The sequence below is a fragment of the Ruegeria sp. C12 genome (assembly GCF_056537745.1).
The window spans coordinates 14,523-30,623 of the sequence record NZ_JBQFSA010000015.1; the positions used below are offsets into that span (position 1 = coordinate 14,523).

Consider the following 16,101-nt stretch of genomic DNA (forward strand, 5'->3'; position numbering starts at 1 on the left):
TCCGAGGTTTTGAGCAAATGTCACACGTGACAGATCACGAAAAAGAACTCTTTCTGGGCGCACGCCGCGATGCCTTCAAATGGCAGGTATTCGGTATGGTCGGCATGGCAATGGGCGTGGCCTCTATGATTGGCTGGGCGATGCTCCTTCCCTTGAAGGAAATCCGCGCGGTGCCATTCTCCATTGATCCGGACACAAAGCTCCCGGTGCTGCTGACTGAAAAGGTCGAAGAACTGGAACCATCTGAGGCGATGGCCTTCCGAGAAGTCGCAGATTATGTGCGCGACCGGGAAACCTATGATGTTCAGGACAACAACGAGCGCCTGAAATCGGTGCTGCGTCGTTCTGATGAGCTAGCCGAAACGTCCTACCGCGAACTCTGGGACGGGTCGAACGATAACCATCCCGACGAAATCTATACGCCCAAGACAAAGGTGCAGACCGAAATTCTGGGCGTGTCGCCGGTCAACGATGAGACGGTGCAGGTCGAGATCCGCAAGTCCCTGATCGTGCCAAACCAAGCAACTGCCTCAGCCCGCTACGTGGTCACAGTGACCTACGGGTTTGAGGAAAAAATAGTGACGTCGATGGATGAGCTTCTGGAAAATCCATTTGGCTTTGTCGTCACCAATTACCGCGTAGACGCCATGGGGAACATCTGATGCAGCGTTGTTTCAAAGCCCTCACCGCCACCGCCGCAACAGTCTTGGCATTCTCTACGCCTCTGCTCGCTGAAATCACACCGACCCCAGACGGGAAGAACGCGGATCACCGCATCACGCATTTCCATTATGTCGAGAACCAGGTGTATCGCATCCCAGTGGGTGAACGCCTGATTACCTATGTTCACTTTCCGCAGGGTGAGACCGTCCGCAGCATTGGTGCGGGCGACACGGAAAGTTTTCAGATCACCCGCCTGCAGGAAGGTCGCGTTATTGCGTTCAAGCCGGAAATCCTGAACTCGGATTCAAACCTGACCGTCCTGACCAATCGCGGGACATACAACTTCTATCTGGTTCCGGCCGAGAGCGCCGCCGAACGCAAACGAGTTCCATTCCGGGTCACGTTCTATAACATAAACAACAGCGGCGGGACCACAACGCGCCGTGGCACGGTTGCGCGGAGCGAGCCGAAGCCAACTGGCCGGTTTGTGAACCAAAACTACTCGCGCTCGGGCAAAGCTGACTTCACGCCTACTGCCGTTTGGGACGATGGCGTTCACACCTATATGCAGATCCCACAGGATGCGGAGCTGCCGGGGATCTTCCGTGTCCTGCCTGATGGCCGCGAGCTGATGGTGAACACCACAGTCAAAGAGCGCGGCATTATCCAGGTGCAGGGCCTTTCAGATCTTTGGACACTGCGCATCGAGGACACTTCGATCTGTGTTCGAAACGATGGCGACGAGTTTCAGCAGGCAAGCGTGAGCGGTCGGCCTGTCACTTCACAGACAGTTAAACCGGGGGGCAGCAAGTAATGAACCGCGATCAAACAATTGCGGCACGGGCGGCGGCTGAACAGCCGTCGCAACGTGTCCGGAAGAAGTTCGACCCCAAGAAGCTGATGACCGTTGCAATCGCAGGTGCGGTGTTCCTGGGCTTTGTGTGGTTTGTCATGGGCGGCGAAAGCAAAAGCGGGAACACGGGTGTCCGCGTTGACGCCTTGCAACAAGGTGGTGGCGAGCGATACGGGCTTTTGACCGCACGGGGGCCAGAGGTCGATGAACCCGAACCCGACGCTCTGCCAGAGACAATTGCGGTAGCAACACCGGCAGCAGTGCCACAGGTCGATTCCGAAGGGCTGAAACAAGCCCTGAAAACTATCGAGCAACAGAACGGTCGGATTTCTGAACTGCAAGACGAGCTGACGGACGCCAAAGTTTCGCTGTCCGAAAAAGACGGTGAAATCGCAACGCTGAACCTGACTAATGAACGCCTTCAGATCAGATATGATGAGCGAGAGAAGAAGTTCCAGATGGAACTTGCCCAGGCCATCGCAGATGCGGAGGCCCGGGCACTTGCCAGCGTAAGCCACCTTCAGGCGCAAGGTCTAACCGATGACGAGCGGCGCAGACTCGAAGAACTGAAGAAGATGCGCCAGCGGCAGAACCAGTCGGACGGCATTGTGTTCGATGAAAATCCACTTCGTAGAAACTGATGGAGCTGACGATGAACAGAACATCACTTACCCTCGCCCTGGTCGCGTTGGCCTCAAGCGTATCCGCACAGGATGGCACCGGGCAAAACTACGAGCCGATTAACAGCGGATCGCAGCCGGTGATTTTCCAGCCCTTCCCCGCCGCACCTCAGCAGGTCCAGGTGCAACCGGATGACACCCGTTTGCCTGAAGAACAGCGCGGCTATCAGGAAAACCAAAACACGACATGGCAAAACAATCTGGTCGAAGAATATCCCCCCATCGTCGGGGCCTCGATCATTGACGACCCGTCGCGCACCCTGACGCAAGGCACGGTTTTGTCGGCGGTATTCGGTGGCGCGGTCAGCTCGGAGTTGCCCGGTAGTGTCGTGGCGACAATCACACGTGGCGTCTACTCGATGGACGGCACTCGTTTGCTTCTGCCGCGTGGATCGAAGCTCTATGGCGAGTATCGAGCGGATACGACATTGGCACAAACGCGCATCATGATTGTTTGGAGCCGTGTCATCACGCCTGACGGCCTGTCCGCGCAGATCGGATCGGCGGGCACGGACGGACAGGGCAGAACCGGCGCGACCGGCAGGGTGAACACACACTTTGGGAAGCGGTTCGGAACTGCTGCGCTGTTGTCCATCATCGGCATAGCGCCCGTGGCACTGGTGTCTGACAGCGATAGCAACAACTCGGTCCGGACGGATCTGGCAACGCAAGTGGGTTCAAACCTGCAGAACGCCACGGCAGCGGCGCTTGATGAATACCTGCGCATTACGCCGACAGTCTTTGTCGATCAGGGCAGTCGCATCAACGCGATCCTGCAGCGCGACGTTGTGTTCGATAGCTTCTGAGCGCGAGCCAATGAGCCGACCGCTGCCAGCATGATCGAGTGCGGTAGCGGCCTTTTTTGACGCTAACTCAGCACTTTTTGGAATCAATGAATCTTGTGTGGGTGCGTTCGCGTTCGAGGCAAAGCCGAGAGGCAGCGAAGGCAACCTCCACTCTCCCAAAAAGTGCTCTGCCAAGGACAAGAACATGAGCGGGCGGAACGGGAATAGCCTTCTGGAATACTATACAGGCAAGATCGAGCATCTGTTGCACGATGAAAGCCTGAGCGAAATTTCTGTGAACCCTGACGGATCGGTCTGGGTCGAAGAAATGGGCGCAACGCACATGAACAGGACAGACATCATTCTGACCAGAAACGATGTAGAGAATATCGGGCGCTGTGTGGCCGGTTTCAGCGACGTGACATTCGGGGAAAAGAAGCCCATTGCGACGGCCAACGTGCCGACACAGCAGGGCAAAGCGCGGGTGCAGGTCGTGATTCCGCCTGCAACAACCGGCGTGGGGTCCGTGGCGATCCGCCTGCTCCGCGTGAAAACTGTCGACCTGGGCGCGTTCAGCTTCGCCAGCAAAGAAGCGGCGTTGGCAGAAAGCAACGATCATAGCGCGCTTGAAAATGCTCGGGCTGCTCTCGCTGCCGGAACAATGAACTTTGACGAGTTGGCCGACCTGTCGATGCAGAGCAAATGGAACGTGATTATTGCGGGCGGCACCTCGTCCGGCAAAACCTCTGTTCTCAATGCCATGTTGAAACGTGTCGATCCCGGCGAGCGGATCGTGACGATTGAAGAAGTGGCCGAGCTGGACATCGAACAACCCAATGCTGTCGATCTGCTTGCCGACCGTTCCGAAGAAAATGGGCCTCGATCCCCGACAAAGCTGCTTGAATCGGCGTTGCGCCTTCGGCCTGACCGGCTGGTTTGCGGTGAAATCCGGGGCGACGACGCGAATATGTTCCTGGAACTGGTGAACACCGGCCACGATGGATCTGCCTGCACCATGCACGCCAACTCGGCCCTCGATGCCATTGGACGGATGAGCAAAATGGTGCGGCGCGGATCTCCGACCGTTCAAAAGTCAGAGGTGGTCGACGACATCCGGGCCACCATTCACATGATCATTCACATGAAGAAAATCGGGGACGAGCGGAAGGTCAACGGCGTGGTCTTCCCGCCCCTGATGACCTCTGACCAACTTATCTGAAGGCGCAGGACCATGAAGAAATTTGAGTATCGAGAGATGTGCTTCTTCAAACGCGAGCCAACCGATGGCTGAGTTCCAGGATCTACCCAAAGGCAAGAAGGTCGCGATTGCCGGTACAATGGGCTTTGTCGCTACCTCGGCTTGCGCGGTGTTGGTGGTCGGGCTGGCGCTCGAATACATCAACACCAGAGGCTTTCGCGGGCTGGACATCTGGGCGATCCCAGAGAAGTTCATGGCTCAGTCTGCAGAGACGCAGCAGATCATGGGTCTGGTGGCGGTGGTCGCGGTGGGAGTTTTGACCTTTGCATTCGTGGCGGCTGCACTGCGTGGTCCCTCAACGAAATACGGTGATGCAACCTTTGCAAAGGCCCCTCAACTCGTCCAGGAGGGCTATGCTTCGATGCTGAAGCTCAAAGACCAACTGGATAGTGAAATCGTGTTTGCCAAGTTCGGCCCGCCAAAGGACAAAAACGCGATCTACTATAAGCCCGGCCCCGGAGTTCAAAAGCCACACGCGATGTTCATTGCCCCTTCTGGTTCGGGTAAAACCAGCGGCTTCGTGATCCCGAATGTCCTGCGTTTCAATGGTTCTTGCGTCGTCCTGGACATCAAGGGCGAGATTTTCCAGACCACGGGTGCGCGCCGGGCAGCGATGGGCGATGAGGTTTTTGTGTTCGATCCCGAGAACCCAGACAAAAGCCACAGCTACAACCCTCTGCGCCGCGCAGCACGTGCCGACAATCTGGACCGGCGATGGGAAGAAGTGATTCAGGTTGCAACGCAGATGTTCGACACGCCCAGCTCGTCCGCCCAAGGCTTTATGGGTGGCGTTGAAGGCATGTTTTGCGCGATGGCGATGTTGGCGATCAAAAGGAAGCGGCCATACATTTCCGAAGTCCTGCGCCTGGTCAAAACGACCAAGCAAAAGGACTACGAGAAAATGGCTGAAGAAGTTGGATATGCGCGAGCTGCAGATGAGTTTCTGAATCTTGCAGCCGAAGAATCCAAAATCTTGCGGTCAACGATTTCGGTTATGAACAACTCCGGCCTGCAGCTCTGGCGCAACCCGTCTGTGGCAAGAGCCACGCAGGGCAATGACATCAACTTTGAGGATCTGCGTCGGCGCCCCACCTCGATCTACTTTTCTGTGCCAGGGAAAAAGGTCAAAGAGTTCCGGACACTCATTCGCCTGTTCTTCCTCGATCTGGTGAACACAATCGAAACCCACGAACCGGGCCCAGATGAGCCGTTCAAGGTTTTGATGCTGCTCGATGAGTTTCAGCGTCTCGACCACCTTGAGCGCGTCGTTGAAGCGTATGACACTATGCGATCGTTCGGGGGTCGGATCATCGTGATTTCGCAAACGCTGTCGCGCCTGCAGGACATTTATGGGCATGAAGGTGTGCGGGCGATGCTGGCAAACGCCGGGACGCAAATGTTTGCTGCGTCCGAAGATTCAGAGGTACGCGAACACGTGTCCAGATCCATCGGTGACAAAACAGTCATGAGCAAGTCGAAGTCTCGGGCGCTCGGCAAAATGGAAATGGGCAGCATATCGGAACGCGAGGAAGGCATTCGCCTGCTCCGGCCGGAACACGTTGGCCGATTGCCGGAAAATGAGGTTGTGCTGATCCGCGAAGGCAAGATGCCGGTGATTGCAAACAAGATCCGATACTTCGAAGATCCGTATTTCATGCAGTTTTTGGGTGGCAAAACTCCGAAGATAAAAGGCACACACCTCGATCTGGCCGTAGAGCAAGCCAGGGACACGGCAAAGGCGCTGGCTGATGCGAAACCGGCCCCTGCCCCGGTGAAAGAGGTTTCAGAAAAAGACCAGGAACTTCAGGCGGCTTTTGATGCGCAGCGCACGGTCGCAAAGCGGAAAAGCCGGTCAGCGAAAGATATGGCGATGGAGAAAATGAGAGCCAAACGACCTGAAAGTAGCGCCTTCACTTAACGGGGGTAACAGGACACGGCCGAACCGGACCTTACTTCATTATGCAGAGAACGGCCTCTTTGAGCCCTACCCGTGAATTCGAGATTTTCGCTGCGAGTGCACGCGGCAGATCAATCGCCGCGACCGCAACATTTTCAGCGCCGCTGCGCGGCGTGAAAACCAGCCATTTATCGTTCCAAAACGTGTGATTGCTTTCGTTCGACGTGAGGCACGGCTTTCGGTTGGCCACATCATGCCGACGATCGCGATCCGGTGCCCTCCCCTGGATCCTACAGCCAAACGGCGAGTTTCCGCCTGTCAGCTCAGCGAATCTACGCTCCGATCAGCGTCTTTCTCCCGTTTACGTTGAATGTAAGACAGTGGGTACGTCACAACTGGTCCACAGATGTAAGAGCGCGAAAGATATCCTCCATGCACCAAGGCACATCCATCACCCGGCAAAATGCCGATATCGTCATCGACTGGAGTTGGGGGCAACATCTGATCGCCACAGATTTCGACCCCCATCACAGCACTATCTATATCGGCTGGATCGGCGCTGACGTGCTGGAGATCACGGAAACGCCGCAAGGCGTGGTCATTTCAGTACCAGGAAACAATCAGTCCACGACATTGCAGGGCTTGACACTTGACCAACTTAGCCCGGAAAACTTCAAGATCAGCGATTTCGGGGCAGAGGCCGAGGTCTTTGCGCTTCTAGGTGGCACCGCTGACGACAGTCATGATGGCCATGACGGACATGAAGGACATGATGGGCACACAGACGGCGGTATTAATCCCGCCCCTGATCCGACGGATCCTGAATCTCCCAACGATAGCGGCGGGACCACCTATGTGGCCAATGTGAGCGGCGCCAACATTTTTGGCTTCGACCCTGCGACTGACGACATTGATTTCGGGTTTAATTCCGTCCACAGCCTGATCGTTACCAAAACCGCATCGGGATACGTTGCCATTGACAGTCCGTGGAGTGCGGCGCAACAGATCCTTGTCGGTGTAGAGTTCGACGATCTTTCACTCGACAGTTTCGGGATCGTTGGCAACGAACACCTGCGGCAAGATATCGGCGGCGCATTATCATGGGAGCAAGGCGTTGGTCCGCGTGAGGCGGACACTGTTTATATCCGGTCCCACGAATATGGGGTGCATGATGTTGTCGAGGGATTCGATCCCCAGACCATGAAGCTCAGCTTTCTCTATTTCAGCACCCGCGAGCGTCTGTCGGTCGAAGACACCGACGACGGGCTTTTGATATCGGTGCAGCCGACCGGGCAGAGCACGCTATTGGTGGACGTTGAGCTGGCCGACCTGTGGCCCGGTCTGGTTGAGTTCCATTTTGATCAGGTGATGGAGGACAATCTGGAAGGTCCGTTCGGATTTTCACAAGAAGATGTCACTCTGGTCAGCCGTGACGGCCTCCTGACGCCGGAAGCTCCCGCCGGAGCAGGGACCGATGGCCACCAGACCCGGACCGGCGAATTGCCCCCTGACATCGGCGAGCCCGATCCTACTCCAGACCCTGATCCAACGCTGGACCCCGATCCCACGCCGGACCCAGGTCCTACGCCGGAACCAACAGATCCCGGCGACCGGCTTGAGATCGGTTGGGATTGGGCCAAGACCGTTCTGGTCAACTTCGATCCCGCGTCGGACGTGATTGACTTCAAGCATATGTCCACCGGGCAAATAGATGTGAGCGAATCCGATGGCGATCTATTGATCGAGGTGCTCAACAACGGAGGGCATGTCTATCGGCTGGAGGGCGTGCAAGCCGAAGACCTGCGATATGAAAACCTCGATGCCGCGTCATACAACTCCGTGATTGATGCGCCGAACGGCGTAATCGATCAATTGGTCCTCCTTGGTTTCGACGACTTCGGCTGATGCAGAAAAAAGCGGATCCGCCGCCGAGCGTTATGGCGGCGGATCTGATGGATTTCCGTTCGAATCGAAATCGCATCTCGCCATTACAGCCGTTTGGACATTGCCAACTTGTTCGCGCCTGCCTGAATGCGGCCTGATCTACGTCTGTCAGGCGGTCATTTCGAGGGCGTAGCCGTCCCAGAGCTCAAAAGCAGCGGCCCTGGCGTGGCGGTGCGAGACGGTGGAGAGTTGATAACGACGGGGGCGAAAGACAGTGTTGATCTGATCGTGGGCGGCAAGACACCTTTGCGCCTGCTTTGGAGACTAAAAGCGCCCCATCAGGGGTCGATTTGGGTAGGGGGCGAAATAGGGCAATAACTCCGATTCACCGATCAGAATAAGTATGCTGTATGAATATTGGAATGATAGAGCCGCCTCACTTGGGCTAGTGACCCTGAAAGCCAGACAACCCGGGAGGAGACAATGGGTCTATTCAACATATTGGCCTTTATAGGGTTTACCGCCCTTGTGGCCATCTTGTCGTATCTTTGGACCAAAGGCACCGACGAAGAACACTCTGAAGGATACTTTCTTGGCGGGCGCTCTCTGACCGCGCCGGTCATTTGCGGATCGCTGCTGCTGACCAATCTGTCTACCGAGCAGATCGTTGGTCTGACGGGACAGGCATATACCGAAGGTGTGCTGGTCATGGCATGGGAAACGCTTGCAGCCATCGCAATGGTCGTCACAGCACTAGTGTTGTTGCCGCGCTACCTGAAATCAGGAATTTCTACGATTCCCAGTTTTCTGGAAGAGCGGTATGACTCGCAGACCAAGACCATTACGTCGCTGCTGTTTCTGTCGGGCTACGTGGTCGTGCTGCTCCCCATTGTTCTTTATTCGGGCGCTCTCGCGCTCTCCACTATGTTCGAAGTTCCCGCACTTCTAGGCGTTAATGATACAACGGCTCTTTGGATAACAGTCTGGGCGATCGGGATCGTCGGTTCGATTTATGCCATCTTCGGCGGCCTGAAAGCTGTTGCCGTTTCCGATACCATAAACGCCGTTGGCCTGTTCGCAGGCGGCCTACTGGTGCCAATTTTCGGACTTATCGCTGTGGGTGAAGGTAGCCTCTTCAGCGGTATTTCGACGCTCTATCAGTCCAATCCCGAAAAATTTGATGCCATTGGCGGCCCGGACTCATCAATCCCATTTGCCACGATCTTTACCGGCATGATGCTGGTGCAGCTGTTCTATTGGGGCACGAACCAGGCGATCATTCAACGCGCACTGGGGGCACGTGATCTGAAAGAAGGGCAAAAGGGTCTCCTCTTTGCCGGCGTTCTTAAGATTCTTGGGCCGCTGATTGTCGTTTTGCCGGGCATCATCGCGTACCACCTGTTCAGTGACCTTGAGGTTGCAGACCAGGCATATCCGCGCCTTGTAACAGAAGTTCTCCCCTATCCATTGCGCGGTTTCTTCGCTGCAGTGTTGTTTGGTGCCGTATTGAGCTCCTTCAATTCCGCGCTCAACAGCTCAGTTACGCTTTTTGGTGTCGATATCTACCGTCAGCACTTCAAGACAGACGCAACGGATACCCAAACCGTCATGGCCGGCAAGAAATTCGGCGTTGTACTTGCTCTGGCTTCCATGACAATCGCTCCGTTCATTGCAAACGCGCCGCAGGGTCTCTTTGGTTATCTGCAAGAAGTGAACGGTTGTTATTCAATTCCGATTTTGACGATCATCTTGGTTGGGGTCTTTACGAAAAATGTTCCTCCAATTGCGGCAAAGATAGGTCTCGCTTCCGGTGTTGGTCTTTATATCATCAGCCAGTTCGGTCTGAAAAACATCGTTGGCGCTGAGCAATATCCGCACTTCCTGCACGTCATGGCAGCACTGTTTGTTATGAACGTCTGTATCATGTTGTGGATCGGCAAGGTTCGCCCGATGCAACCTGCTTTTGTCGCCCGCGAAAGTCACGCGGTCGACATGACGCCCTGGTCTTTGGCCAAGCCCGTCGGAGCAGTGATTGTTCTGGTCGTTGTCTCGACCTATTTCATCTTTACCTAATCTGGTATCCTGCCAGGAAGTGAAAGCGGCCCCAAAATACTGGGGCCGTTTTGCTGTTGGTGAGTTAGCCTTCTTTCGAACGCAGGGCGTTCTCGAGGCGCGGGGCATTGAGCGAGGCCTCCCGAACCAGCTCGGCAAAGAAGGTACGGAGTTTTTTGAACTGAAGGTATTTCATTGTCTTACTCCTATCGACGACTGTTTGCGCTAACGTGCACTTAAGAGATTCTGCCCAGTGTGAATACTTCTGTTTCGTCAAAGCGGATCTGCAAAATACGCAAGGATCGGGCCGGGGATTTATTGCCTTTGGGAAGGAGCAAACTCTCTGTTGAAAGCATTCTCGCACGTAGCCAAAAAACGCTGTGATAAGGCTACCAATTCAATGTTGCGGACTGAAAGTGTTCTAGCGCAGTTTCTTCACGGGCCGAACCTCTTGCGCACGACGCCGAGCAGGCTGCGCTGAACCGGACGGTGACGGTTTTTGATGTGACAGCCCGCGTAGAGCGGCTGGAGCAGCGGCGTGGCATCTGCCACGAGCCGACAAATGCCAGCCCGGATCAGGCGATCGGCCGATGTGCGCAGGACATAGGCGGTTCCACCCATGCTTTCAAGCAGCGCCACCATAGCGGCATCCTGCCCGATCGACAGCATCGTATGCGCAAGATGTGGGTAAAGCCCCCTATGCAACTCCGGCAGGGCGTCCGAGAAATTGGGCGTGATGTAGCGTTCGGGCGTGACCTCCGAGAGCTGGTTCGTATGGGTAGAAACCATGATGTAGGACACTTCGCCCAGGGTTTCGAAATGCAAATCCGGATGCCATCTGGGTGAGAAGACAAGGGCGAAATCGCACAGTCCGTTTGTCAGGTCGGAGCTCATCTGGGCCGAGTAGTCCGCCTCTAAGAAGAACGTGGCATGGGGCAACGCCACGCGAAAATCTGCGATCAACTCGTTGAAATGGTGCCCCACGAGATCGTTCTGAATGCCAATTCGAATTGTGGTACCCCCCGCTCCGGCATCCCGGACCGCGTTGCGCGCTTCGGTCCAGCTGTGGTGGATCATGCGCGCATGCGGTGCGAAGTGGAGACCCTCGACCGTGAGATCGGTGCCCGCCCGAGAGCGGTTGAACAACCTCTTACCCAGGGCAGCTTCCAGGCTGCGGACGCGGCCCGACACGGTCGATTGCGTGATCCCCAACCGATCCGCCGTCCGGTTGAAGCTTCGGGTTTCGCCCAGGTCCAGAAAGGTTTCGATCCAATCGATCTGCATCTTGCTAATCGGTTTAGCCGATTAATAAGGAGGTGTCATGTGAATTGAATGCTGCGGCGTACCGATGAATAGTTCGGTGCATGACAAAGTGACCAAATCAACATGGCAGAATTACCAGAGCAAAGATAACAAAACGGGAGGATTAGATGAAGAAATGCACCATACCCAAAGGTCGGCTCGTCTTGGCCGCTGCACTTGCGTGCACGGCTTGGATACCGCCGGCCTGGGCGCAGAGTGAATCCGTTGCCAAAAAAAATGAAATCACATTCGTGAGTTGGACGGGTCCCTATATGCGATCTCAGATGCTGGGTTTCGTGCGGCCCTATGAAGAGCAAAATAGCATCACGGTGCACGTTGAGCACTATGATGGCGGAATCTCTGAGATACGCGATCAGGTTGAATCGGCGAATGTTGTGTGGGACGTCGTTGACCTCACACAGGCGGATTCACTGCGGGCGTGTAACGAAGGCTTGCTGGAAGACCTTTCCGGTATCGGCCTGCCCAGCGGCAAAGACGGCACCGCAGCGGCGGACGACTTTGTTGAAGGTGCTTTGAACGATTGCGGCGTTGGCGTTATCCAATGGTCGACAGCCTTTGGCTACTCCAAGTCAACCTTTGGGGCTTCTCCACCATCGACGATTGCAGATTTTTTTGACACGGGCACCTACCCGGGGCCCCGCGCGATCAGAAATGACCCGACCGTCATCATGGAATGGGCGCTGATGGCTGACGGGGTGGTGCGTGACGATGTCTACGCAACACTGGAAACCGAGGATGGTGTTGCACAGGCTTTGTCTGTGATGGATGCAATCAAGCCTGGTTTGCAATTGTGGTCCGCGGGCCTTGAGCCGGTTCGGAAACTGAATTCCGGCGAAGTGGTCATGGCATCGCTCTGGGCAACGACGGCCAGTTCGGCGCTTGAAAACGACGGCGCGGATTTTCAGATCGTTTTTGACGGTCGCGTGCTGGAGCTGGATCTGTTCGGCATTCCCAAAGGCAGCCGCTACAAGGAAGAGGCAATGGAGTTCATTCGCTTTGCCAGTTCAACAGAGTCCCTGGCCAATATGGTGACGCATCTGCCGAACGGTCCCACCCGTCAATCCTCGCTCGCGCTTTTGTCGGATGACATACTTTCGAAGGTGCCGAACAGCCCAGCCTATGCCGAAAAGCAGAGCATCGTTTCTGATGCCGAATGGTGGGCGGACAACCATGGTCGCCTCGAAGAGGCATTCCAGACCTGGCTTAACTCCGGGGGTCTGCAGGGCCCGTCTGGAACAACTCGATAACGGGGACTAAAATGTCTGAAAAACAGCAAAAAACTGCGGACAGCCTGATTGCAAAATCTGGACTGTTCACAGGAATGAATGCCACGATGGCCATTGCCTCGATGGCTATGATCATTGCCTTTGTGGCCTACACAATCATCGATGTGGAAAAATCGTCGGCCGTGTTCGCGGTCGGCAAGAACTTTATCATTGGCACATTGGACTGGTTCTATGTCCTGGTGGTTAACGCAGCCCTTTTCTTCTCCGTATGGCTGATGCTCAGCCGGTTCGGCGACGTTAAGCTGGGCAAGGACGATGATGAGCCTGACTTCTCAACCTTTTCCTGGATTGCCATGCTGTTTTCGGCGGGCCTGGGATCGGGTCTCATCTACTGGGGGGTTGCCGAGCCCATGTACCACATCCAGGGCAATCCGTTTAATGTACAGGCCGGGATTGAGGATGGGTCTACAGCGGCGGCCGTCAAGGCGGTCACCGTGACCATTTTCCACTGGGGGTTTCACGGCTGGGGGCTTTACGTCCTGACCGGTCTGGCTCTGGCATATTTTGCCTATCGCAATGATCTGCCGCTTACTCCCCGCTCGGCCCTCTACCCAATTTTGAAGGACCGTATCTACGGCCCGTGGGGAAATCTGGTTGACCTGATTGCCGTCTTCGGCACCATCTTCGGCATCGCCACATCACTTGGGCTGGGGATTGTTCCGATCGGTGCCGGTATCGAACGCCTTGGCATCATGGAAAACACTGTCTCAAACCAGTTGATACTCGTCGCCATCATTACCGTCCTGGGAACCGCGTCGGCGGCTTCGGGCGTCGGTAAGGGTGTTCGCATCCTGTCGGAAATGAATGTCATGGCCAGTCTGGGATTGCTGATCCTGTTCCTGATTCTGGGTCCGACCGCCTTTATCCTTGGCATCGTGATTTCCGGCATAGGCGACTATCTCTGGAATGTTGTCCCGATGGGGTTCTGGATCAACGGTGATCCCGAAAACCAGTGGCAGAGCTGGTGGACCATCTTCTATTGGGGCTGGTGGATCGCATGGTGCCCGTTTGTCGGCATGTTCATTGCCCGTGTCTCAAAGGGCCGGACAATCCGTGAATTCACCCTTGCCGTTTTGTTCGTACCGGTATCCGTTGTGATGATCTGGATGGGCGTCTTTGGCGGAGCGGCAGCTGGCGTCGATCTATTTTACAACAGTGGTGTGGCTGAAACAGTGAACGAGGATTACGCGCGCGGCGTGTTCGCGACGGTCGCCGGGTTTGGCTATGATTGGCTGACTATTCCGGTCTACGTGCTGATCACGGTCCTGCTGATCTCATGGTTCGTGACCTCGTCAGACTCCGGCACGCTTGTCATGTGCACCATGCTATCGATGGGCGACGAACACCCGCCGATCAAATTCCGAATCTTTTGGGGTTTGACCTCGGGCGTCGTTGCGGCGGTGCTGATGCTGGCCGGAGGGCTGAGCGCGCTCCAGACAGCGTCTATCGTCGCCGGTCTACCCATTGCAGTGATCGTCCTATTGATGATTTACGGCATGGTCAGGACCCTGCATGAAGAGCATCCTTTGCCGGACGTCGAAGACAAGCGCGAGTTGGAGTTCCTGAACAGGTAACCGACTTGTTCTCTGCACAAAGGCGGGGCTGGTCATCTTGCCCCGCCTGTTCAATCGACTTGCGAGACCACCGTGCCTTCCAGACTGAAAAAACGGACATTTATCGTTCTCGAAACGAATGATGGCACCGGCAGGCTGGGCAAGGTGATCGATATTGTCCTCATAACGCTCATCGCCGCAAATGTGACAGCCGTTATTCTTGAAACCTTGGACGGCCTGTACCGGTCATATGCCGACTTCTTTGCCTATTTCGAGGTCTTCTCGGTTGCGGTGTTTTCGATCGAGTACGCCGTCCGTGTGTGGATAAGCTCCGAGCGCGCCGAATATGAAGGTGCCAAATGGCCGAGGCTGCGCTACATGCTCTCGCCCATGGCACTGATAGACCTCTTTGCCATATTGCCCTTTTATCTGAGTTTCCTGGTTGCCTTCGATTTGCGGTTCCTGCGCGTGCTCCGGTTGCTGCGCGTGCTGAAACTGACGCGCTATTCCTCGGCGATGACCATGCTTCTGGACGTAATCCGTGAAGAGGCAAGCACATTTTTTGCCGCGTTCTTTCTGTTGCTTGTCTTGCTCATCCTGGCCGCAAGCGGTGCCTACATCGTCGAACATGACGCCCAGCCGGACAAATTCGCCTCAATCCCGCATGCCATGTGGTGGGCAATTATCACCCTGACCAGTGTTGGCTATGGGGATGTGTCGCCCATCACGCCGGCCGGGCAATTCTTCGGTTCTGTCGTCAGTGTGATCGGTGTCGGTGTGGCCGCTCTGCCTGCAGGTATTCTGGCCAGTGGCCTTGCCGATCAAATTCGCTGGAAACGCGAAGACATGAGGCAAATGCTGATGGAAGCATTGAAAGATGGTGTCATCGACGCCGAAGAAGAGCTTGAACTGAAAGCCTATAGAAGACGCCATGGTATCAGCGTGAAGATCTTGAACGAAGTGAAGTCCCAGCTTTCGTCGGAAAGCACCGTGCCCCGGGTCTTTGTCTGTCGGCATTGCGGAAAAGAGAATTGAAACCGGTCAGTTCGGGTCGCGATCAGGTCTTCCTTGTCCGCCTTCTATCAACACCCAATCCCCAGGCAGGCTAGGCCAGCCTTGCGATCTCAGAATTCCGGATTGTCTCAATGGGCCGGATCGAAATGGAAAACCGGAGTGGCATTGACTGATCGGAACGGGGAATTTGCCGCATCGGCGAATTGCCATTTCTGCACAATCATTAGCCGCTCCTGCACAAGTCTGGTTAGTTGCGCGTCTCGAATGTCGATCTCAGTTGCAGCGAAGGAGTGGTTTGAAAACCCGGTCTCCGTGTGACTTTCAATGGCCGGTTTGGAGCCTTGAATAGAATGCAGAGATGAGTGTGCTGCGCAAGCGCCCGAATGCTGCGTCAGCAATAGCTGCGCTCGCACAAGTCCGGTTTGTCCGCTACTTGCCTATTCAAACGTCGTGCGGCGAAAGCCCGGAATGTCCAACAATAAGAGTCTGTCCCAATCGGAACAGACCCCACATTACTCCAACCCGGTAGTCTTGCTGTTCCCGGCAACACATTCACCAGCGCGAACAATCATCTATCATGTCCTCCGTGGTTAAAGGCTGTGACCATCATCTTCATGGACGTGGGTGGCCTGTTCGCGGGTATGGGCAATCTCTTGCACCACGGCGGCAATCTTGCTGGATGAAACTTGGTGCAGCTCACCAACAACGGCCTCGGCGCGCTCGTAGCTGTCCGGAACGCCTTGGCTGTTAAAATGGGCGGCAGCGGTGGAAATGTCCGCGTCTCGCCAAGTCGCCGTGGTGCCGACTGAAACGCTGTCATGATCGTTGTAGCGGGCCAGGAACTTGTTTCCAT

At 55.6% G+C, this 16,101-nt stretch carries 14 protein-coding genes and 1 pseudogene; 12 read left to right on the plus strand and 3 right to left on the minus strand.

Annotated elements, in window-relative coordinates; genetic code table 11:
- The first annotated feature begins 26 nt into the window (after positions 1 to 26).
- From ACR0C9_RS21345 to ACR0C9_RS21380, 8 genes are all read left to right on the plus strand, one after another.
- Positions 27 to 662, plus strand: a complete 636-nt coding sequence (locus ACR0C9_RS21345; protein WP_480781998.1) for a VirB8 family type IV secretion system protein — start codon at positions 27 to 29, stop codon at positions 660 to 662.
- Complete coding sequence (locus tag ACR0C9_RS21350) at positions 662 to 1,477, plus strand: TrbG/VirB9 family P-type conjugative transfer protein (protein ID WP_480781999.1); 816 nt, start codon at positions 662 to 664, stop codon at positions 1,475 to 1,477. Before ACR0C9_RS21345 ends, ACR0C9_RS21350 begins: the two co-directional genes overlap by 1 nt.
- Entirely contained in the window at positions 1,477 to 2,157 is a 681-nt protein-coding gene (locus tag ACR0C9_RS21355; protein ID WP_480782000.1) for a hypothetical protein, read from the plus strand. The genes ACR0C9_RS21350 and ACR0C9_RS21355 overlap by 1 nt, the downstream gene beginning before the upstream one ends.
- Before the next feature lie 11 nt (positions 2,158 to 2,168).
- Complete coding sequence (locus ACR0C9_RS21360; protein ID WP_480782001.1) at positions 2,169 to 3,002, plus strand: TraB/TrbI/VirB10 family type IV secretion system protein; 834 nt, start codon at positions 2,169 to 2,171, stop codon at positions 3,000 to 3,002.
- A gap of 184 nt (positions 3,003 to 3,186) precedes the next feature.
- Positions 3,187 to 4,200: an ATPase, T2SS/T4P/T4SS family gene (locus ACR0C9_RS21365; RefSeq protein WP_480782002.1), complete on the plus strand. Its 1,014-nt coding sequence runs from the start codon at positions 3,187 to 3,189 to the stop codon at positions 4,198 to 4,200.
- Between the two features lie 64 nt (positions 4,201 to 4,264).
- Entirely contained in the window at positions 4,265 to 6,157 is a 1,893-nt protein-coding gene (locus ACR0C9_RS21370; RefSeq protein ID WP_480782003.1) for a type IV secretory system conjugative DNA transfer family protein, read from the plus strand.
- 252 nt (positions 6,158 to 6,409) lie between these two features.
- The gene (locus tag ACR0C9_RS21375; RefSeq protein ID WP_480782004.1) at positions 6,410 to 8,041 is read left to right on the plus strand and encodes a hypothetical protein; all 1,632 of its coding nucleotides are present in this window, start codon (positions 6,410 to 6,412) and stop codon (positions 8,039 to 8,041) included.
- Entirely contained in the window at positions 8,041 to 8,178 is a 138-nt protein-coding gene (locus tag ACR0C9_RS21380) for a hypothetical protein (protein ID WP_480782005.1), read from the plus strand. Before ACR0C9_RS21375 ends, ACR0C9_RS21380 begins: the two co-directional genes overlap by 1 nt.
- Positions 8,179 to 8,188: 10 nt before the next feature.
- Here the strand turns inward: ACR0C9_RS21380 and ACR0C9_RS21385 are convergent.
- Positions 8,189 to 8,362 (minus strand): annotated as a pseudogene (locus ACR0C9_RS21385) (IS6 family transposase); the annotation flags it as partial.
- Between the two features lie 141 nt (positions 8,363 to 8,503).
- On the opposite strand from ACR0C9_RS21385, the gene ACR0C9_RS21390 reads away from it, so the two are divergent.
- Positions 8,504 to 10,093, plus strand: a complete 1,590-nt coding sequence (locus ACR0C9_RS21390) for a solute:sodium symporter family transporter (protein WP_480782006.1) — start codon at positions 8,504 to 8,506, stop codon at positions 10,091 to 10,093.
- A 414-nt stretch (positions 10,094 to 10,507) separates the two neighbouring features.
- On the opposite strand, the gene ACR0C9_RS21395 is transcribed toward ACR0C9_RS21390, so the two are convergent.
- Positions 10,508 to 11,356 carry a LysR family transcriptional regulator gene (locus ACR0C9_RS21395; RefSeq protein ID WP_480782007.1) on the minus strand — a complete coding sequence of 283 codons (849 nt, stop codon included), beginning with the start codon at positions 11,354 to 11,356 and terminating at the stop codon, positions 10,508 to 10,510.
- A 146-nt stretch (positions 11,357 to 11,502) separates the two neighbouring features.
- On the opposite strand from ACR0C9_RS21395, the gene ACR0C9_RS21400 reads away from it, so the two are divergent.
- The 3 genes from ACR0C9_RS21400 to ACR0C9_RS21410 all read left to right on the plus strand — a co-directional run bounded on the left by ACR0C9_RS21400 (position 11,503) and on the right by ACR0C9_RS21410 (position 15,269).
- Positions 11,503 to 12,642, plus strand: coding sequence for an extracellular solute-binding protein (locus tag ACR0C9_RS21400; protein WP_480782008.1), 1,140 nt, complete (start codon positions 11,503 to 11,505; stop codon positions 12,640 to 12,642).
- Between the two features lie 74 nt (positions 12,643 to 12,716).
- A complete protein-coding gene (locus ACR0C9_RS21405; RefSeq protein ID WP_480782009.1) occupies positions 12,717 to 14,255 on the plus strand; it encodes a BCCT family transporter in 1,539 nt (512 codons plus the stop codon).
- Positions 14,256 to 14,399: 144 nt separating this feature from the next.
- A complete protein-coding gene (locus ACR0C9_RS21410) occupies positions 14,400 to 15,269 on the plus strand; it encodes a potassium channel family protein (protein WP_480782010.1) in 870 nt (289 codons plus the stop codon).
- 569 nt (positions 15,270 to 15,838) lie between these two features.
- On the opposite strand, the gene ACR0C9_RS21415 is transcribed toward ACR0C9_RS21410, so the two are convergent.
- The coding region (locus tag ACR0C9_RS21415) for a hypothetical protein (RefSeq protein ID WP_480782011.1) at positions 15,839 to 16,101 on the minus strand (263 nt) is incomplete at its 5' end.